The 19,056-nt window shown below is 30.3% G+C and carries 18 protein-coding genes; 8 read left to right on the top strand and 10 right to left on the bottom strand.

Features of this window, described 5'->3' with window-relative positions:
- Positions 1–29 precede the first annotated feature (29 nt).
- Both N534_RS0113755 and sucC read right to left on the bottom strand, forming a co-directional pair.
- The gene (locus tag N534_RS0113755; protein WP_028893026.1) at positions 30–593 is read right to left on the bottom strand and encodes a hypothetical protein; all 564 of its coding nucleotides are present in this window, start codon (positions 591–593) and stop codon (positions 30–32) included.
- A gap of 92 nt (positions 594–685) precedes the next feature.
- Positions 686–1,882: an ADP-forming succinate--CoA ligase subunit beta gene (gene sucC, locus N534_RS0113750; RefSeq protein ID WP_028893025.1), complete on the bottom strand. Its 1,197-nt coding sequence runs from the start codon at positions 1,880–1,882 to the stop codon at positions 686–688.
- 241 nt (positions 1,883–2,123) lie between these two features.
- On the opposite strand from sucC, the gene N534_RS0113745 reads away from it, so the two are divergent.
- The 6 genes from N534_RS0113745 to N534_RS0113720 all read left to right on the top strand — a co-directional run bounded on the left by N534_RS0113745 (position 2,124) and on the right by N534_RS0113720 (position 7,735).
- Positions 2,124–4,622: a DUF5916 domain-containing protein gene (locus N534_RS0113745; protein WP_051435938.1), complete on the top strand. Its 2,499-nt coding sequence runs from the start codon at positions 2,124–2,126 to the stop codon at positions 4,620–4,622.
- Positions 4,623–4,712: 90 nt separating this feature from the next.
- Positions 4,713–5,375 carry an ABC transporter ATP-binding protein gene (locus tag N534_RS0113740; RefSeq protein ID WP_028893023.1) on the top strand — a complete coding sequence of 221 codons (663 nt, stop codon included), beginning with the start codon at positions 4,713–4,715 and terminating at the stop codon, positions 5,373–5,375.
- A gap of 52 nt (positions 5,376–5,427) precedes the next feature.
- Positions 5,428–5,982 carry a CPBP family intramembrane glutamic endopeptidase gene (locus N534_RS0113735; RefSeq protein ID WP_028893022.1) on the top strand — a complete coding sequence of 185 codons (555 nt, stop codon included), beginning with the start codon at positions 5,428–5,430 and terminating at the stop codon, positions 5,980–5,982.
- A gap of 1 nt (position 5,983) precedes the next feature.
- Positions 5,984–6,748, top strand: coding sequence for a TIGR02757 family protein (locus N534_RS0113730; RefSeq protein ID WP_028893021.1), 765 nt, complete (start codon positions 5,984–5,986; stop codon positions 6,746–6,748).
- 31 nt (positions 6,749–6,779) lie between these two features.
- On the top strand, positions 6,780–7,340 hold the full coding sequence (locus N534_RS0113725) for a PAS domain-containing protein (RefSeq protein WP_028893020.1): 561 nt from the start codon (positions 6,780–6,782) through the stop codon (positions 7,338–7,340).
- An 11-nt stretch (positions 7,341–7,351) separates the two neighbouring features.
- Positions 7,352–7,735, top strand: a complete 384-nt coding sequence (locus N534_RS0113720; RefSeq protein ID WP_028893019.1) for a DUF6122 family protein — start codon at positions 7,352–7,354, stop codon at positions 7,733–7,735.
- Here the strand turns inward: N534_RS0113720 and N534_RS0113715 are convergent.
- Both N534_RS0113715 and rimO read right to left on the bottom strand, forming a co-directional pair.
- Positions 7,724–8,482 (bottom strand): diphthine--ammonia ligase, encoded by a 759-nt coding sequence (locus N534_RS0113715; protein ID WP_028893018.1) that lies wholly within the window; start codon positions 8,480–8,482, stop codon positions 7,724–7,726. The two genes, N534_RS0113720 and N534_RS0113715, sit on opposite strands and share 12 nt — an antisense overlap.
- A 44-nt stretch (positions 8,483–8,526) precedes the next feature.
- Positions 8,527–9,879 carry a 30S ribosomal protein S12 methylthiotransferase RimO gene (gene rimO / locus N534_RS0113710; protein WP_028893017.1) on the bottom strand — a complete coding sequence of 451 codons (1,353 nt, stop codon included), beginning with the start codon at positions 9,877–9,879 and terminating at the stop codon, positions 8,527–8,529.
- An 84-nt stretch (positions 9,880–9,963) separates the two neighbouring features.
- Here rimO and N534_RS15155 point away from each other — a divergent pair, with 84 nt between their 5' ends.
- Entirely contained in the window at positions 9,964–12,840 is a 2,877-nt protein-coding gene (locus tag N534_RS15155) for a hypothetical protein (protein WP_051435936.1), read from the top strand.
- A 155-nt stretch (positions 12,841–12,995) separates the two neighbouring features.
- Positions 12,996–14,294 carry a M48 family metallopeptidase gene (locus N534_RS0113700; protein ID WP_028893016.1) on the top strand — a complete coding sequence of 433 codons (1,299 nt, stop codon included), beginning with the start codon at positions 12,996–12,998 and terminating at the stop codon, positions 14,292–14,294.
- 25 nt (positions 14,295–14,319) lie between these two features.
- Here the strand turns inward: N534_RS0113700 and N534_RS0113695 are convergent, their stop codons facing one another.
- From N534_RS0113695 to N534_RS0113670, 6 genes are all read right to left on the bottom strand, one after another.
- Positions 14,320–15,798, bottom strand: coding sequence for a DUF6770 family protein (locus tag N534_RS0113695; protein WP_156025636.1), 1,479 nt, complete (start codon positions 15,796–15,798; stop codon positions 14,320–14,322).
- Between the two features lie 68 nt (positions 15,799–15,866).
- Entirely contained in the window at positions 15,867–16,820 is a 954-nt protein-coding gene (ftsY, locus tag N534_RS0113690) for a signal recognition particle-docking protein FtsY (RefSeq protein WP_028893014.1), read from the bottom strand.
- 183 nt (positions 16,821–17,003) lie between these two features.
- Positions 17,004–17,156 (bottom strand): DUF4295 domain-containing protein, encoded by a 153-nt coding sequence (locus tag N534_RS15230; protein WP_081728324.1) that lies wholly within the window; start codon positions 17,154–17,156, stop codon positions 17,004–17,006.
- A 27-nt stretch (positions 17,157–17,183) separates the two neighbouring features.
- Entirely contained in the window at positions 17,184–17,366 is a 183-nt protein-coding gene (rpmG, locus tag N534_RS0113680; protein ID WP_013070733.1) for a 50S ribosomal protein L33, read from the bottom strand.
- A 28-nt stretch (positions 17,367–17,394) separates the two neighbouring features.
- Positions 17,395–17,634, bottom strand: coding sequence for a 50S ribosomal protein L28 (rpmB, locus tag N534_RS0113675; RefSeq protein ID WP_028893013.1), 240 nt, complete (start codon positions 17,632–17,634; stop codon positions 17,395–17,397).
- Positions 17,635–17,799: 165 nt separating this feature from the next.
- Positions 17,800–19,044: a competence/damage-inducible protein A gene (locus N534_RS0113670; RefSeq protein WP_028893012.1), complete on the bottom strand. Its 1,245-nt coding sequence runs from the start codon at positions 19,042–19,044 to the stop codon at positions 17,800–17,802.
- Between the last annotated feature and the right edge of the window lie 12 nt (positions 19,045–19,056).

The following is a 19,056-nucleotide window of genomic DNA, read 5'->3' as shown; positions in this document are numbered from 1 at the left end:
AAAAAAATAGATTTAATTCTAAATAAAAATTAATTCGCACTTCCCCAAGGAGCAGTTGGTGTCTCAATTTCCGTAGTTAAATCAAACTTTACAGAAAATAATCTATCTGTTCCTATTCTACGCAAATTATATGTAAAACTTGTTTCATCAATCGTAACCCACCAAACATTATTAGAAGCATACGAAATTAAATCGGCTGTATATTTATCCGCAGGAAAAAACTGAATATTAGGTAATCCCATATTGGGGTTAACTCCTCCGTATTGCGTAATTTTATCTTCAGTACCATCTTTATGTCGATGATCGTGTTTTAGCTTAATTAATTTATCGGGGCTCATAGTAAAAACCCAAGTACGAGATTTATCTTCACCTACAAAAAAAGGTATTCTAATCGTATTCTCTTCACAAGAGCGAACATGCATTACTAATTTTTTTCCTGTAAAACCATCTCCTTCTTTTCCTCCTGCTGTTATTGTTCCTTCAAAAGCTTTTCCGCAATGAGTTTTTAGTTTATTCCAAAATAATTCAGAATTCGTTTTTTCTTGTGCTATTAACTGTAAAGGAAGTAAAATAAGGATTAATAATTTTTTCATTGTATGCTATTTATGTTTTAGCAAGATAAAACAAAAAACCTCACTTTTCAGTGAGGTTTTTTAATATATTACTAAGAATTAATTAAAAAGTTTTAAGCGCTTAAAACTTCTTGTACTTTATCAGCTGCTTCTTGGAACTCAGTAGCTGAGATAATTTCCATTCCGCTGTTGTCTATTAATTCTTTTGCTTCTTTAGCATTTGTTCCTTGTAAACGAGCAATAATAGGCACATTAATTTTGTCACCCATGTTTTTGTAAGCATCTACAATACCTTGTGCCACACGGTCACAACGAACGATACCTCCAAAAATATTTACTAAGATAGCTTTTACGTTAGGATCTTTTAAAATGATTCCGAAAGCAGTTTCAACACGTTGTGCATCAGCAGTACCACCAACATCTAAGAAGTTAGCTGGCTCACCACCAGCTTGCTTAATTAAATCCATAGTTCCCATTGCTAAACCAGCTCCGTTTACCATACATCCAACGTTACCATCTAAATCTACATAGTTTAATCCTGCAGCGTTTGCTTCAACTTCGATTGGGTTTTCTTCACGTAAATCACGCATTTCTGCATAATCTTTGTGACGGTATAAAGCATTGTCATCTAAAGTAACCTTAGCATCAACAGCCATGATTTTATCATCAGATGTTTTCAATACTGGGTTAATTTCAAACATCGAAGAATCAGACTTGATATATGCAGTATATAAAGCAGTAACAAACTTTACCATTTCTTTTAAAGCCCCACCGCTTAAACCTAAGTTAAAAGCAATTTTACGAGCTTGGAAAGGTAATAATCCTGTTCCTGGATCAATTTCTTCTGTAAAAATTAAGTGTGGAGTTTCTTCTGCCACAGTTTCAATATCCATACCTCCTTCAGTAGAGTACATAATCATGTTTCTACCTGTAGCACGGTTTAATAAAACTGACATATAAAATTCATCTGGCTCACTATCACCAGGATAATATACATCCTCAGCTATCAACACTTGGTTAACTAACTTACCTTCTGCTGAAGTTTGAGGAGTTACTAACATCATTCCTAAAATGTCATCAGCAATACTTTTTACCTCATCTAAGTTTTTAGCTAACTTAACACCTCCACCTTTTCCACGACCACCTGCGTGTACTTGAGCTTTGATTACATGCCAACCAGTACCTGTTTCTTCTGTTAATTTCTTCGCTGCTTCAACAGCTTCTTCTGGAGTATTTGCAACAATTCCACGTTGAATACGAACGCCAAAACTGCTTAATATTTCTTTACCTTGATATTCGTGTAAGTTCATTAGATATGAATTTTTAAAGTCGAACAAAAATACAAATTCAATTTATAATACCTTATAATTTGTACTTTAATTTATGATTAAAATCAATTTTATTTAATTTCCATTTTTACATTTTTTTAACATTTAAGCATGTAACATTCTTTTTTTTAACAGGTCTTTACTGTAATTAACATGATTTTGTGATTTATTTATCCTAATCATAATAATTTAGCTAAACAACTAATTCTATTTCTAATCAACTATGCTTAAAGTTTTAGCATTTATTACAACCTGTTTCTTCTTTATAGGAGTTACAAATGCCCAAACCATTAACCAAAACAGAAAAAAACTAGACGTTATACGCGTAGATTCACCTCCCAAAATTGACGGAAAATTAGATGATGCTGCTTGGAAAAATGTTTCTGCTGCTAAAGATTTTGTTATGATGCGTCCTGATAATGGGAAACCTGAACCCGATACGCATAAAACAGAAGTTAAATTGGTGTACGATGACAACGCTATTTACATCAGTGCGAAAATGTATGATCCTGAGCCTTCTAAAATACCAGCTGAATTTACAAACAGAGACAATATTGGTAACAGCGATTTCTTCTTAATAACCATTAATCCTAATGACGACGGACAAAACCCTTTTGAATTTTTAGTTACCAGTTCTGGTGCACAAGCAGATTCGAAAGTATCTAACGGAAACGAAGATTTTAATTGGAGTGCCGTTTGGGAAAGCGATATAAGTATTAACGATGATTCTTGGGTGGTCGAGATGAAAATTCCATATAGAGCTTTACGTTTTGCCAATGTTCCTGTACAATCTTGGGGAATTAACTACCACAGAAAAGTATTGAACTTAAATGCTCAATTTACTTGGAACCATATTGATAATCAACAAGGAAACTGGACGCAATATGATGGTTTATATGAAAACTTCACCAACATAAAACCTCCTACTCGATTGAACTTTTATCCCTACGCATCAGCAACTGTAACTACTTCAGACGGCAACACTGACTTTGACTGGAGTGTGGGTATGGACGTAAAATATGGGATTACTGAAAATTTCACACTTGACGCTACTTTAATTCCTGATTTTAGTCAAGTAGGTTTTGACAATGTCACCTTAAACCTAGGTCCTTTCGAACAACAATTCACAGAACAACGTCAATTTTTTACTGAAGGAACGGAACTATTTAGTAAGGGAAATTTATTTTATTCAAGAAGAATTGGTTCTAGACCTATCGATCAATTTTCTAATGAACGTAAAAATGATGATGAATTCATCAATGGTAAAAAAGTGAATGATAAAGTAATTGATGTTCCAGAAAAAGTTCAAATGCTTAATGCTATTAAAATATCTGGTAGAACCAAAGGTGGTTTAGGTGTTGGTTTTTTTAATGCTATAACTGAAAAAACAGAAGCTACCGTTGAAAGAACTGAGCAAACTATTAACAGATTAGATACCATTAGTAATATTAGTACTTATAAAACTACAGTAAACCCGTTCTCTAACTATAATATAATGGTATTGGACCAACAATTTAACCAAAACTCATCAATAACCTTAATCAATACCAACGTAACTCGTGATGGTCGATTTAGAGATGCCAATGTAACTGGATTATTATGGCACGTAGAAGACAAAAAAAGTAGATACAATATAGATGGTAGTTTTAAAATGAGTAACATTTCTGATGATGAAAAAAACCCTAATACAGGATATACTTTTGATACTAGTATAGGAAAACAATCAGGAAACTGGCGTGGAGAAATTGGATATAATTTCGAAAATAAAGACTACAACCCTAATGACATGGGAATTCTTTTCAGCAATAATGAACAAACCATTTATGGGTTTGTTGGTTACCGTTTGTTAAAACCAAAAGGAATATTCAATAATTATGGTGTTAACTTATATTACAACATCAACTTTTTACACAATCCAGGAACTTATACAGGTACCAATGGGGGACTTTCTTTTTGGGCAGACACTAAAAATAGATTTAGTTTTGGAGGAAATTTAAACTATCGTACCGAAGAAAAGGATTTCTTTGAACCTAGAGTAGGAAGTACTAGCGGAATTTACTTTAAAAGACCTGAACAATTAAATATAAATCACTGGGGATCCAGTGACTACAGAAAAAAGCTAGCTCTTGATTATGATTTCTGGTACACGTTTCATAGAGAAACCATAAGCGATATTAACCAAATAAGTTATGGTTTCGGAATAAGACCTAGATACCGGTTCAATAATCAATTTTCTTTAATTTATGGTTTAAACTACAACAAGTATGAAAACCAATTTGGGTATGTAAATAACGATGACTATGCTATTTATTTTGGACAACGTGATTGGACTTCATACAACAACTCTTTAACTGGTAAATATACATTCAATACAAAATCGGCAGTATCATTATCATTTAGACACAATTGGAGTAAAGTTCCATATCAAAATCAATTTTATAGTTTAGATCAAACTAACGGAGAACTAACTCAAAGTAGCTATCAAGGAGATCATGATAAAAACTTTAATAGTTGGAATTTAGACGTAAATTACCAATGGCAATTTGCACCTGGTAGCCAATTAATTGCTTTTTACAGAAATTCAATCTTTGGTTCAAACAGTCATGCAAAACATGGTTTCTTTAAAAATTTAGATCGCCTTTTTAATGAGAAACATCAGCATACATTTTCTGTTCGATTGGTATATTTTATCGATTACAACAACATTAAAAACATATTTTAAAAGGGGAATTATTTATTGTTTGAAATCGGATAGGCTTTTAAAGTCTATCTGATTTCTTTTTTATACATTCGTTACTTTGAAAATTACCTCATGATTGTTGCTAAAAATATTCATAGACACTACGGAGATGTTGAAATCTTAAAAGGAGTAAATCTTCATATAAAAAAAGGAGAAATTGTTGCTATTGTTGGTCCGTCAGGAGCTGGAAAAACTACCTTGCTTCAAATTTTAGGCACCCTAGATAAACCTTTGAAAGATAAAAACTATGAATTACTTGTTAATGGAGTTTCAATCAAAGATTTAAAAGATAAAGAAGTCTCTTCTTTCAGAAACAAACACATCGGATTTATCTTTCAGTTCCATCAGCTATTACCTGAGTTTACAGCTTTAGAAAATGTTTGTATCCCTGCATTTATAGGAGGAAAAGGAAAAGTAGAAACCGAAAAAAGAGCCAAAGAATTACTAGCCTTTTTAGGGTTATCACACAGAGAAAACCACAAGCCTAATGAGCTTTCTGGTGGTGAGCAACAACGCGTAGCTGTTGCTAGAGCATTGATAAATGAGCCTTCTGTTATTTTTGCAGATGAACCATCAGGAAACCTTGATTCTACCTCAGCAAAAAACTTACACGAATTATTTTTTAAGCTACGTGATGAGTTTGGACAAACCTTTGTGTTGGTTACACATAACAAAGAATTAGCACAAATGGCCGATAGAACGCTTACAATGAAAGACGGTATTATAGTTGAATAATGTAACGTTTTTAAGTTTCTATATACCTATAGTATAAAACACACCTAAAACTATGCAAGAAACTTTTTACGAGCTTATCAATTATTTAAAAAATCCTATTTTAGAAAAAGATGCCAATCAAGATACTTTATATCGGTTTCAAAAATTCTTACATCTTTTAATAATAAGTATATTAACCGCAATGGTTAGTTTGGCTTTAATAGGTCTTGTTGACAAACTTGAATTAGTTAATTTAGCTGAAGATCATAAAGCAGAAGAACTATTTAAGTCTCTTCCTAAAGTTGTAGTTTTTTTCTTAGCTGTTATTCTTGCTCCTTTGCTCGAAGAAACTTTTTTTAGAGCTCCTCTTACAGCTTTTAAAAAAGGAAAACAATTTAGAATTGCTTTTTATGTTTTTGCTGTTCTATTTGGTTTTCTACATATTAGTAATTATCAAATTTCTACAAACGTATTATTACTTTCTCCTATTTTAGTGTTGCCTCAAACCTTATTAGGGTTCTATTTAGGTTTTATTCGTGTTCGTTTTGGTTTATTTTGGGCGATGGCACTTCATGCTGTTTATAATGGGATTTTTGTAGGAGCTACTTTTTTAGGAGATTTAATGTAAGATGAACAAAAAAGAACTGAAAGAATTTTTAGACGAAAAAGTAACACAATATAATAATCCAGATTTTATTGATAGTGACCCCATTCAAATTCCACATCAATTTTCGGTAAAAGAAGATATTGAAATCGCTGGTTTTTTAGCTGCAACTATTGCTTGGGGAAATCGTAAAATGATTATTAACAACTCCCATAAAATGATGGATTTAATGGGAAATTCTCCGTACGATTTTGTCCTCAATCATTCTGAAGAAGATTTAGCTGATTTTGACGGATTTGTACACCGAACGTTTAATGCTGATGATTTTAAGCTCTTTGTTCAATCGTTAAAAAACATCTACCAAAATCATGGTGGATTAGAAGCTGTGTTACAACCAAAAAATAATGCCGATAATTATCAGCATGCTATTCATAATTTTAAACAAGTTTTTTTTGAAATCCCACATCAATCAAGAACTTTAAAACATGTTTCGGATCCTTTAAAGGGTTCTGCTTCAAAAAGAATTAATATGTTTTTACGTTGGATGGTTCGCGATAATACTACTGGAGTCGATTTAGGTATTTGGAAAACACATTCTCCAGCGCATTTACACTGTCCGCTAGATGTACATACAGGAAATATTGCTCGAAAATTAAAAATTCTTACTAGAAAACAAAACGATTGGAAAGCCATTCAAGAACTTGATGTAACTCTAAGAAAATTTGATAAAAAAGATCCTGTTAAGTATGATTTTGCCTTATTTGGCCTAGGTGTTTTTGAAAAATTTTAGTTTTACTAAAAAAAGTAGTTATTTAGTAGGTATGAAAAATAGTTTTGATAAAATGATGTCTTTAGATATTTATGTATCAAATTTAGACAAAGAAGAATACGTTAAAATTGCTGATAACCTTAATCCTTCATCTAAAAAAAGTATAAACCTTTTAAGTTGGGGAATTCAAGACTTGTTTATTGAAAAAGAACTATACAGTGACTTAAAACTCATAAAAACATTTTCAAAAAGCTTCAACTGGAAAAATAACATTACATCTATAATAAAAGAAAACGATTATGAATCTTTAGTTCTTACCGATATACAAAAGAAAATAATTTGGGTAAGTGATGGTTTTACCAAAATGACGGGCTACGAAAAAGAATTTGCATTAAACAAAACCCCACGATTTTTACAAGGAGAAAAAACAAAGGAAATTACTAGAAAAAGAATTCAAACAAAACTTTTAAAAGGAAAACCATTTAAAGATGTAATCATTAATTACAGAAAAGATAAATCTACCTATAAATGTGAACTATACATAATTCCGCTACATAATAAAGACAACTCGGAAATCACACATTTTTTAGCTTTAGAAAAAGAAGTAGTTTAAGCTTTAAGCAAATGCAAACATTTATTCACTACTTTTTACATTTTGGTTTCCCTGTAATTATAGCCTATCTATTTTTTAAAAATAACTGGAAAAAAATTGCGCTATTACTACTTGCTACCATGTTGGTAGATGTAGATCACTTATTAGCAAGTCCTATATTTGATCCTAACCGATGTAGTTTTGGTTTTCACATATTCCATTCCTACTATGCAATAGGACTGTATGTTATCTTACTTTTTTTAAAAAGACCTTATAACATTATCGGTATAGGGTTACTACTACACATGCTAACCGATTTTATCGATTGTTTATTTATGTATAACGCCTGTAGCTCTTGCTTAGAAAATTCCCCAGCAAAAAATTTATTAGAACCAATAAGCAAATTACTTTTTTAACAGTAAATCACAGTACCAAAAACTTCTATCATAGTTTTTAGTGGTGCTTTCCTCTTTTTTCTTAGTTTTCTTTGAATCTTGATAACAATTGTCATCATCACTTTTATGCAAAGTATACGATTTCAACACCTTCTCTCCTATTTCAAACTCCACAGGTTTCTTAAAAATAGGTCCGTCATAACAAAAGGTATGAAACTCACCATTTTCTCCGCAAACATCTACTCCTTCAGGAAGCTCATTGATAAAGTCTTCATCAATAACTCTCCCTACAAACTCTTCTCCTAATAATTTTGCATTCACACAAACAGTTATTGTTTTAAAACCTAAGGCTAAAAACTCACGAAGTAACTCTTTTGTATCTTGTTTCCATAACGGATACACACCTGTAATTCCTACTTCTTGCAGTTTCGAATCACGATAAGCTCTTAAATCCTCTAAAAAAATATCTCCAAAAATACCATTTACAAGCCCTGCATCTTTTAAATCAGCCGTTTTCTCCTTCATTCTCTGGTTATACAAATCCATAGTAACCTCAGCAGGAAAATATATTTTTTCTAAAGGAATCCCTATACTTTCAGCCTGTGCATCTAACAAATCTTCATGCAACCCATGCATTGAAACACGTTGGTAATCTTGATTTACATTCGTTATCAACTTTTGCACATCGTATTCTTTTTGCTGTAATATTTTGTATAATGCTAATGAAGAGTCTTTTCCAGAGCTCCAGTTAAAATAGGCTTTTTTCATATAGCAAATATGCATAAAAAAACCTGCTTTTAGCAGGTTTGATTTTATTTCTTCTTTTGATTTAAAGGCACTGGTCTTTCTTGTTTTACTAATGGTTTTCCATGTAAATCAAAATCACCTGCATCAAAAATTTCTATATCAATAAACTCTCCTAGTTTAATATAATATTCACGTGCATCAACAATTACGTCATTATCTACATCTGGTGAATCAAACTCGGTACGCCCGTAATAGTATTCTCCATCTTTTCTATCGAATAAACATTTGAACGTCTTTCCTATTTTCTCTTGATTCAATTCCCAAGAAATTTGCGACTGCACTTCCATAATTTCGTTTACTCGTCGGAACTTTACATCAGCAGGAACATCATCTTCTAAAACATAGGCTCCTGTATTTTCTTCGTGTGAATATTCAAAAGCGCCTAAGCGCTCAAAACGCATTTCTTCTACCCAATCTTTTAACTCTTGAAACTGCTCTTCTGTTTCTCCTGGATATCCAACAATTAACGTTGTACGAATTGCCATATTTGGCACTGCCTCACGGAATTTATGAATCAACGCAGTAGTTTTTTCGTGTGTGGTACCACGCTTCATCGACTTTAAAATTTCGGTATTAATATGCTGTAACGGAATGTCTAAATAATTACAAACCTTTGGTTCGTTTTTCATCACTTCCAATACATCCATTGGAAAGCCAGTTGGAAAGGCATAATGCAAACGAATCCACTCTATACCATCAACTTTCACCAATTCTTGTAGTAAATCTGCCAAGGCACGCTTTTTATAGATATCTAATCCATAATAGGTTAAATCTTGTGCGATTAGCATGATTTCCTTAATCCCTTTTTCAGCCAACTTGGTAGCTTCTGTAACTAAATCTTCTATTGGAGTAGAAACATGTTTACCACGCATTAACGGAATGGCACAAAACGAACACGGACGATCACATCCTTCTGCTATTTTTAAATACGCATAATGATCTGGGGTAGTTGTTAAACGCTCACCAATTAACTCATGCTTATAATCTGCTTCCAACACCTTTAACAAGTTTGGTAAATCGTGTGTACCAAAATACTGATCTACATTCGTAATTTCAGCTTCTAAATCTGGTTTATAACGCTCACTTAAACAACCAGTAACAAACACTTTATCAACTTCACCTTCTTCTTTCATTTGTGCGTAGTGTAAAATAGTTTCTACACTTTCTTCTTTCGCTTTACCGATAAAACCACATGTATTAATTACTACAATATTCCCTTCATCATTTTCATCTTCATGAACCACTTCTTTACCATTGGCTTTTAACTGTCCCATTAACACTTCACTATCGTAAACGTTTTTTGAGCAACCTAAAGTAACTACGTTAATTTTGTTTTGTTTTGTTGTTTTGGTACGCATAGTATATGTTTAAACGAGTGCAAAAATACAGCTTAATCATTTTAAAAATGTGATTTTTTACTTATTTTGCTTAAAAAATTGAAAATGAAAAAAATATTACTCTTTCTTTTTACATTTCAAGCTCTATTTATTTTCTCTCAAGATTTTTATGAAGATTACAACGATTATTTAGCTTTTTTCAATTCAAAATCAGCAGAACCAATAGAACGCTTAAATCGTTTTGGGTATCATTATTATTTTAAATACAATAAAAAGGATATTGAAGTTTATAAAAATGATATAAAAACACTTGAAAAAATTCGATATGCTTATATTAAAATTAATAAAGACATAAATCTAGAAGAAGTTATAGATGATTTGTCTTTGTGCCCAAATATAGAACTTATTAAGTTTGACAATGGAAGACTTATTGGAAATGACACTACAGAAATAAATTTCCCTAAAAACTTAAATAAGCTTTCAAAGTTAAAAAATCTAATTTTTTATAGTTTTCATAACTGGGATTATGACAAGGGTTTTTATGAACTTAAAAAAGTAAAAAACTTAAAAGGAATTGCTTTTTATTCATTTTCTCCAACTATTTTAATGAACAAAAATTTTCAAGAACTAAAGCTAAGAGATCTTGCTTTCATTGCTAGAAACATTCCTCAAATTCCAGAAAACAATACCTTTGAAAATTTAATTTTGAAGTGTGACTACTATCCAAATAAAAAGAAACAATATTTAAAAAACCTTTCAAAAAGCAATCTTAAAAAACTACACTTATCCATTAGCTTTGAAAACTTGAACGACTCTATTTTAAAAGAATTAAAATATTTACAAGGTCTTGAAAAATTAACTATTAATTCGCCTATAAAAAACAGTGATTCTTTTTTTAAAATAATTGGAGAAAATAACCCTAAAATAAAAGAGCTAAAATTAGCTAACTGTAAATTAGACAGTCTCTCTGAAAATATTAAATATTTAAAAAATTTAGAACTTTTTTATTCATCTAATAACAAGTTCAAAAAACTTCCGAAATCATTTTATGATTTAAAAAATTTAAAAAGTATCGAAATACAAGGGAGCAGTATTATAAACATTGATAATGAAATAGATAAATTATCTAGTTTAAACACTTTAAAACTTTATTACAATAGAATAAAAACCCTTCCTAAGAGTATTGGAAAATTAAAGCTCCTTAAGCATTTTTCAATTAATAACAATCAACTCAAGAGTTTGCCTAAAGAAATAGGGTATTTAAAAAACATTACATTTTTAAAAATTAACAATAATGAGTTAACTTCCATTCCTAGATCCATAACAAATTTAAAAAATCTAGACACCTTATTTTTAGAGGATAACTACATAAAAGAACTACCTAAAAATATCGGGAATCTTAGCTCCTTAACTTATTTAAATCTTTCTCAAAACCTATTGTCTAAATTACCTAGCTCTTTTTCTAAACTTCATGATTTACAAACTTTAAATATTACTGCAAACGACATTACTTATCTCCCAAAAAAGTTTGGAAATTTAAAAAAGCTATCTACTCTACAAGGAAACTCGAACTTTTTAACCACACTACCTGATAGATTTGGTGACTTATCTTCTTTAGAAAGATTAGAACTCTCTCATAATAACCTTACAAGCCTACCTGATAGTTTTGGTGGACTAATTAGCTTAAAAAAGTTATACTTAAATAACAAGAAAAATCACGCTTTTAGAGCTGAAAAGTACAATCATCTTAAAGGTAAATTTATTAAGGATACAACTAATACTAGACTAGCTAGAAAGAAAAATATGTTAACTACACTCCCAGATAGTTTTTCTAAGCTAAACAAACTTGAATTTATTGATTTATCTGACAACATTATAGACTTCAATAATGTTTTTAACATATTAAAAAATAGTAACTCTTACAACTACACTTTAGATGTCTCAGATTGTTTCATAAAGAAACTACCTACCCGTAATTGGAATGTTTTTAAAGTAAAAGATTTAAACCTTTCTGATAATTTAATTACTGAATTACCCAAAGACATTAAAAATGCTCAATATTTAACTTCTCTCAATATAAGTAGGAACTCAAAAAAATTAAATACCTATAGGAGTAACAAAAATCAAATTAGTTTACTATTATTAGAACACAATATAATTTCTGAAAATGATTTACCTAAAACGGACGAAATGGCAATTGCTTTTGCTAAAGTTGCTAATAAGAAAAGTTACTCAAATGAAAAAAACAAATATGAAGAATATATTACCTATGCAAACAAAGCTATTAAAATAAATAAAGAAGTTGCTCTAAAAACCTTATATGATGATAGCTACATAGAGGCTTTATATAAAACAAAAAACTATAAAGACTGTATTCATTACGCAGATATCATCATTAAAAAAGACACAAGCCAAAACATTCGATTTTTAAACTCAGTTGTTCCTAACTTTAGATTTAAAGCCCTAAGCCACCTAGGATTAAAAGACACTATTAGTGCTATCAAAACATTTAAAGCATTAGCTCATAAATTTTCTCCTCAATACTGGTCAAGAACCGCTCTATTGGCAAAAAAAATTAACGATTTAGATTATGAGCTGTACTTTGATAACCAAATAGCATTTTATAAGAAACAAATTCAACAAAACCCTAAATCTTGGGGAACTCATTTAAGTTTACTTGAAGTTTACATCATCGCAGGAAAACATACAGAGTTTGATGAGTTAAACAAAGAATTATCAATCTTAACTCCTGAAAATTCCAACTACTTATTACTAAAAGAATATCTTGAATTTGTAGAAAAGATATCAATAAATAATTATTCTAATGAAAACCTTGAAAAACTAAAGCTAAAAATTCAAGCTAAAAAAACCAAGCTTAAAACTTGGTCTTTTGAATTATTACTCCTTTGGAATGATTTGAGTGGTCTTTCGAATAAACAAAAAAATGATATTAGAACTATCACCTATTTATTTTCTATTTAAAAAAGAATCTACAAACTCGTGTTTATTAAATACTTGTTAATCATCAATACTTTCTACTACTCCGATATATTTAACTGGAATTTGGAATTACTCCTTAATAATCTCTATTTTACTCTACTATAATAAAATAGTATATTGCCTAAAAATACGCAAATATGAAAAAAAGAGTTTTTTATATATTTCTATTCGTCTATACTTATTCTTTTGCCCAAAACTATGCTCCTATAGACACCACTGACTACCTTAAGAGAAGTGAATTGGTTAAAAAGTATAACGAAGACTTCAAACTTTTTAAGAAAAGTTTTAAAAAGCTCTATAAAGGTGATATAAGGAAAGAAGTAGAAAAATCGTACACTTTTTTAAATACAGATTTTGTTAAAAATATAGAAAAGAAAAGACTAGTTTTCAATCCAATTTTCTCTGATTATATTCAAAATTTAACTAACAACATAATAAAAAACAACTCTGATTTAAGTAGTGATAAATTGACTATTTATGTTTCTAGACACAACTCTCCTAATGCTGTAAGTATGGGAAATGGGGTCATTCTACTTAACATGGGGTTATTTAAATATTTAGAAAATGAAGCACAATTGGTATCGGTTATTACTCATGAAATTGCTCATTTAAAACTAAAACATGCTGAAAATAACATTATTTATAAAGCTAAATTAAATACTTCAAAAGAAAAGAAGCAACAGAGTAAAGAGATAAAAAAACAAAAGTTTAATCAATATGACAAAGCTTTTGAAATTATGAAAGATCTTTTATATACTGATAGTAAAAGATATAGAAAACAAGAGTCTGAAGCAGATTCTTTAGGATATGTGTTTTTTAAAAAAACAAAGTACCCTAAAATTGAATTTATTAACGCTTTAGGAATACTTGCTAAACTAGATTCTTTACCTGAAATTCAGCTAAAAAAAGAAACCTATAAAAAAGTGTTTCATCTTCCAAAACAACCTTTCAATGAAAAATGGTTAACTATGGAAGACTTTACTTCTTATAACTACGATAATTATAAAGATAAAATTGATAAAGATTCGGTAAAATCACATCCAGAAATCATTGAACGAATTCAGAAATTAAAAAAAATATTTTCTGATATTGAAAACAATACTTCTACCACAGACAATAATAAGTTTTTAGAACTTCAAAATATTGCTAGAAAAGAAGATGTAGCAAACCTTAATTACCTTGAAAAATACGGTTTAAGTATTTATTTAACTTTATATAGACTAGAAAAATTCCCTGATAACAATTATTATAAAAGTTGGTTGGGAAAGAACTTTGATAAATTGTATGAAGCTAAAAAGAAGTATCAATTTAATAGATATGTAGATAGGCTTGTTCCTAACGAACAAGATAAAAGCTACCAACAGTTTTTAAGTTTTTTGTGGAATTTGAACCTTAATGAAATAAAAAACATAGCAGATTTTTACACAAAAAAATAAGAGAGGTATTTGCCTCTCTTTCTTTTTAATAATTTAATCTTTCTAATCGAATTTGATCATAATCTGCATCTTTGTTATACTCACGGAGTAAAATATGACCTTCTTTTGCAACATAAGGATATATACTGTGTTCTTCAGATGTCATAGGTATTTGTTCGTGTGTCATCTTTCCGTTTATAATAGTCACAATTCCTAATACCCAATTTTTCTTTTTTGAGTCCTCATCCTTTTTATGATCATTATAAAAAAACACAACTCCGTTACCATCTTTAATCTTTTGCGAAAACAGATAATCTGAATTTGTCCATTTCGATTTTTCTTTTTCAATTGTTTCTACATTTTTTAGCTTAAAGTTTTTATCAAAATTTAATATTAGAAAATCGGTTGTTTTTACATTTACTTGCCCCAAAAAAAGATTCATATTTTCTTTTCTCTTTTCTGTAATTATAGAAGCACTACCATCTTTAAACACAAAAAACTTTCTTGCTGATAATTTATAACCATCTTCAAGCTTACCATTCTTTTTAATTTCTAGTAAATCAGGAGAAATTTCTTCCCAAGTAATATATTCTTTTGAAATTTCATTCCCTTTTTTACTTAACTCTATTTTAAATAACCCTTTTGCTTTTTCATAATCGTAGCCTGTTGATTTATAAGGACTCATTTTACCAATAATCACATATTTATCCTCTAATGCTATTACATTAAACAAATGGTTATAATCTGATTTTTTATTTTCTAATTCGTACGTAAAAATTACTTTTCCTGTTTTTGGGTCAAGACTGTGAAATACCTGTGACTTTGTCTTGGTATTAAACGTCCAAAAAATTACATTCTCATCATCTAAAACAGAAAAACTATAATCTAAAGGTTCTTCATTAGGATTGTAAGTATACTCCCAAACTTTATTCTTTTCGATATTAAATGCTTTCAAACTTTTCATTTCCTTTAAACTTGTATTGGTCCCTTTTAATTTTTCAAATAAGAAAAATCCCTCTTTAAAAGCGATTGGAAATTCAAATGTTTTTAATGCTTTGGCTTCTTTTTTTATTTTTTTGGTACCTCTACTTCCTTCAATAAAACTACCTTCTTCATAATAAAATTCTTTTGAAAATTTATTAGTTATTAAGTCTAATGTACGATGTGTAACAAATGTGAATTTAGGTTTGTAAGGTAAATAATGAACCTTACTTAAAATTATTTTATCTTTAATTTTTTCAGGATATAAAAAACTAGAAGCTAACTTTTTATAACGAACATCTGTAAACTCTCCATTTGCTACTTTATTAAGATTTTTATCTAATAAAACATACTCATATTTTTCTTCTATTTCACTAACATCTTCAAGTTTAAAAACTGTAAAATATCCATAAATACTTCCGTCAACTTCTGCTAAAGGTGTGAATAACTCTAAGGTACCTGAGGCCAACTCAGAAATATTAGATATTTGTGCTTTTACAGCTAATGATACTAATAAAAAGAAAAGTAAAATTTTGTTTCTCATCACGCAATTATTTTTCATAAAAAAAGGTCTTTAAAATTAAAGACCTTGCAAAATACTATTTTATTATATTACTTAAAAAAAGAATCTACAAATTCGTGTTTATTAAACACTTGTAAGTCATCAATACCTTCTCCTACTCCGATATATTTAACTGGAATTTGGAATTGATCTGAAATACCAATTACCACTCCTCCCTTGGCTGTACCATCTAATTTAGTTACTGCCAATGAAGTTACTTCTGTTGCTTTAGTAAATTGTTTTGCTTGTTCAAATGCATTTTGACCTGTTGAACCGTCTAACACTAACAATACATCATGTGGAGCATTTGGTACTACTTTTTGCATTACACGTTTAATCTTAGTCAACTCATTCATTAAATTTACCTTATTATGTAAACGTCCTGCTGTATCAATAATAATTACATCAGCATCTTGATTAACTCCTGATTGTACAGTATCAAAAGCTACAGAAGCAGGATCAGAACCCATTTCTTGACGTACAATTGGCACATCTGTTCTGTCTGCCCAAACTTGTAATTGATCAATTGCAGCAGCTCTAAACGTATCTGCAGCTCCTAAAACAACTTTTAAACCTTTCTTTTTAAATTGTGAAGCTAACTTACCAATCGTAGTTGTTTTACCTACTCCGTTTACTCCAACCACCATTAACACATAAGGTTTCGTCTTTGCTGGAATCGTAAAATCGGTTTCATCACCAGTATTGGTTTCTGATAATAAACCTGCAATTTCTTCTCGTAGAATTTGATTTAACTCATCGGTACCCAAATACTTATCACGAGATACTCTTTCTTCAATTCTATCAATAATTTTCAGGGTAGTTTCTACTCCTACATCAGACGATACGAGCACTTCTTCTAAATTATCTAGCACATCATCATCTACCTTTGCTTTTCCTGCAACTGCTTTTGATAATTTAGAGAAAAAACTTGATTTGGTTTTTTCTAATCCTTTGTCTAAGGTTTCTTTTTTCTCTTTTGAGAAGATTTTCTTAAAAAAACTCATTGTTAAATTTTATAATCGCTACTATAGGTTAAAAACTATACCATTTAATTTATACGGTCAAATTGTCATTATATTGTTGTCTTTCCAATAAAATCTTAAACTATGCTAAAGATTTGAGACTGTCAAATATAAAAAAAGCTACTCTCTAATGAAAGTAGCTTTTCTTTAAACTGTATACAAGAATTACTTTTTTGCAAAAAAGTCGTTTACTTGTGTTGGATCCATAATAGCTTCAACAAAAGTGTAAGCTCCTGATTTTGGAGACTTCACCATTTTGATAGCTTTGGTTAATCTTTTCGAACCTGTTTGTAACGTTGCTACTGATTTCTTTGCCATTTTAATTAAAGTTTACGCCGTAGCTAATTATTTAATTTCTTTATGAACTGTCATCTTCTTTAAGATTGGATTAAATTTCTTTAATTCCATTCTATCAGGAGTATTCTTTTTGTTCTTTGTTGTAATATAACGAGAAGTTCCTGGTTGTCCAGAAGCTTTGTGCTCAGTACACTCTAAAATTACTTGAACTCTGTTTCCTTTTTTTGCCATCTCTCTAAAATTTTATCTAAGTAAGGAATTATTTAGTTAAGAAACCGTTAGCTCTTGCTTCTTTAATAACCGCAGAGATTCCTTTTTTATTAATATTTTTTAATGCAGAAGCAGATACTTTTAAAGTAATCCATTTATCTTCTTCTGGAATATAAAAACGCTTAGTCATTAAATTAGCGTTAAATCTTCTTTTAGTTCTATTTAAAGCGTGAGATACATTGTTACCTACCATCGCTTTTTTTCCTGTTAATTCACAAACTCTAGACATCTTCTTGACAGTTTTTAGTGTTATTTCTAAACGAGGTGCAAATTTATGCATTTTAATTCATTGCACAAAAATATTCTCGATTAAATTTTAAATTATTTTAATCCATTCAAAACTTAGGTTCAGCATCTAACCTATTTGGAAGCGTAACGGGCGCAAAAATACTAATTATTTTAATATGTTTGCTTGTAAAAGTTCTAAAGATTTAGTTACCGTTCTATTGATTACTTTTTCTCTAGGTTGCCCAAAGTTAAACTCTTGTACTTCTACTCTATTTTTACTAGCAATAGCAATATATACCAAACCAACACTCTTGTCATTATGATCGGTCGTTGGCCCCGCATTTCCTGTTACAGCTATTGCATAATCTGTTTGCAGTTTTTCTAAACATCCTTTTGCCATTGCTGAAGCTACTTCTTTACTTACCACAGTAAATTTCTCAATCGTTTCTTTTGAAACTCCTAATAATTGTTGCTTTAAGGTAGCTGTATATGTTACAAAACCTCCCATAAAATAATTGGAAGCTCCTGGTACAGAAACTATAGTTGATGCTATTTTACCTCCTGTCAAACTTTCGGCGGTTGCTACTGTTTTTCCGTGTTGTTGTAGCAGTTTCCCTACTTCTTTTTCTAGTGAAGTCTCATTATCATCTCCAACTATAATCTCAGGGATTAAAACATATAATGCAGCAACTTGCTTCTCCATCTCTTTTGCTAACAACTCTTCATTATTCCCTTTCGCTGACAAACGCAATCGAACACTTCCGAAAGATGGCAAATAAGCCAATTTTATAAAATCAGGTAAATTGTCTTCCCAGTCAGAAATTCTTTCAGCAATAATTGTTTCTCCTGTACCCACCGTCATAATAGTTCTATGCAAGATAAAAGGTAGCTTAAATGTTGTTCGAAGTCTTGGTAACACTTCACTTTGCATTAAACCTTTCATTTCATAAGGAACTCCAGGAAGTGACACAAAAACCGTATCGTTTTCGTAAAACCACATTCCTGGAGCAGTTCCTAAACGATTCATTAATAAGGTTGCTTTTGATGGAAGCTGTGCTTGGTACTTCTGAATTTCGTTGAACGGGTGATTGACCTTCTTAAATAAATACTTAATATTATCGACCACCTCTGGGTATTCAACAATCTTATCGTCTTGAAAATACTCAGCAATTGTTTTTTTTGTGATATCGTCTCTGGTAGGTCCCAATCCTCCAGTTATTATCACAATATCTGCTCTACTTTCTGCTTCTTTTAACGCATTTAATATGTGTTGTTTTTCATCCTGAATTGAGGAGATTTGATAAACCGAAATTCCAATTTTATTAAGTTCTTGACCAATCCATTGAGAATTGGTATCTACAATTTGTCCGATAAGGATTTCATCTCCTATCGTAATGATTTCTGCATTCATTTATATATCTAA

It is taken from the genome of Tenacibaculum sp. 47A_GOM-205m (assembly GCF_000518405.1).
GTDB classification, from domain to species: domain Bacteria; phylum Bacteroidota; class Bacteroidia; order Flavobacteriales; family Flavobacteriaceae; genus Polaribacter; species Polaribacter lutimaris.
Note: the sequence above shows the minus strand (reverse complement) of the source record. Positions and strands in the feature narration are given on the sequence as shown.

Excerpts from the sequence above, each read along its gene's own strand:
- N534_RS0113755 (WP_028893026.1), bottom strand. The coding sequence starts at position 593 with ATGAAAAAATTATTAATCCTTATTTTACTTCCTTTACAGTTAATAGCA.
- sucC (WP_028893025.1), bottom strand. The coding sequence starts at position 1,882 with ATGAACTTACACGAATATCAAGGTAAAGAAATATTAAGCAGTTTTGGC.
- N534_RS0113745 (WP_051435938.1), top strand. The coding sequence starts at position 2,124 with ATGCTTAAAGTTTTAGCATTTATTACAACCTGTTTCTTCTTTATAGGA.
- N534_RS0113740 (WP_028893023.1), top strand. The coding sequence starts at position 4,713 with ATGATTGTTGCTAAAAATATTCATAGACACTACGGAGATGTTGAAATC.
- N534_RS0113735 (WP_028893022.1), top strand. The coding sequence starts at position 5,428 with ATGCAAGAAACTTTTTACGAGCTTATCAATTATTTAAAAAATCCTATT.
- N534_RS0113730 (WP_028893021.1), top strand. The coding sequence starts at position 5,984 with ATGAACAAAAAAGAACTGAAAGAATTTTTAGACGAAAAAGTAACACAA.
- N534_RS0113725 (WP_028893020.1), top strand. The coding sequence starts at position 6,780 with ATGAAAAATAGTTTTGATAAAATGATGTCTTTAGATATTTATGTATCA.
- N534_RS0113720 (WP_028893019.1), top strand. The coding sequence starts at position 7,352 with ATGCAAACATTTATTCACTACTTTTTACATTTTGGTTTCCCTGTAATT.
- N534_RS0113715 (WP_028893018.1), bottom strand. The coding sequence starts at position 8,482 with ATGAAAAAAGCCTATTTTAACTGGAGCTCTGGAAAAGACTCTTCATTA.
- rimO (WP_028893017.1), bottom strand. The coding sequence starts at position 9,879 with ATGCGTACCAAAACAACAAAACAAAACAAAATTAACGTAGTTACTTTA.
- N534_RS15155 (WP_051435936.1), top strand. The coding sequence starts at position 9,964 with ATGAAAAAAATATTACTCTTTCTTTTTACATTTCAAGCTCTATTTATT.
- N534_RS0113700 (WP_028893016.1), top strand. The coding sequence starts at position 12,996 with ATGAAAAAAAGAGTTTTTTATATATTTCTATTCGTCTATACTTATTCT.
- N534_RS0113695 (WP_156025636.1), bottom strand. The coding sequence starts at position 15,798 with ATGAGAAACAAAATTTTACTTTTCTTTTTATTAGTATCATTAGCTGTA.
- ftsY (WP_028893014.1), bottom strand. The coding sequence starts at position 16,820 with ATGAGTTTTTTTAAGAAAATCTTCTCAAAAGAGAAAAAAGAAACCTTA.
- N534_RS15230 (WP_081728324.1), bottom strand. The coding sequence starts at position 17,156 with ATGGCAAAGAAATCAGTAGCAACGTTACAAACAGGTTCGAAAAGATTA.
- rpmG (WP_013070733.1), bottom strand. The coding sequence starts at position 17,366 with ATGGCAAAAAAAGGAAACAGAGTTCAAGTAATTTTAGAGTGTACTGAG.
- rpmB (WP_028893013.1), bottom strand. The coding sequence starts at position 17,634 with ATGTCTAGAGTTTGTGAATTAACAGGAAAAAAAGCGATGGTAGGTAAC.
- N534_RS0113670 (WP_028893012.1), bottom strand. The coding sequence starts at position 19,044 with ATGAATGCAGAAATCATTACGATAGGAGATGAAATCCTTATCGGACAA.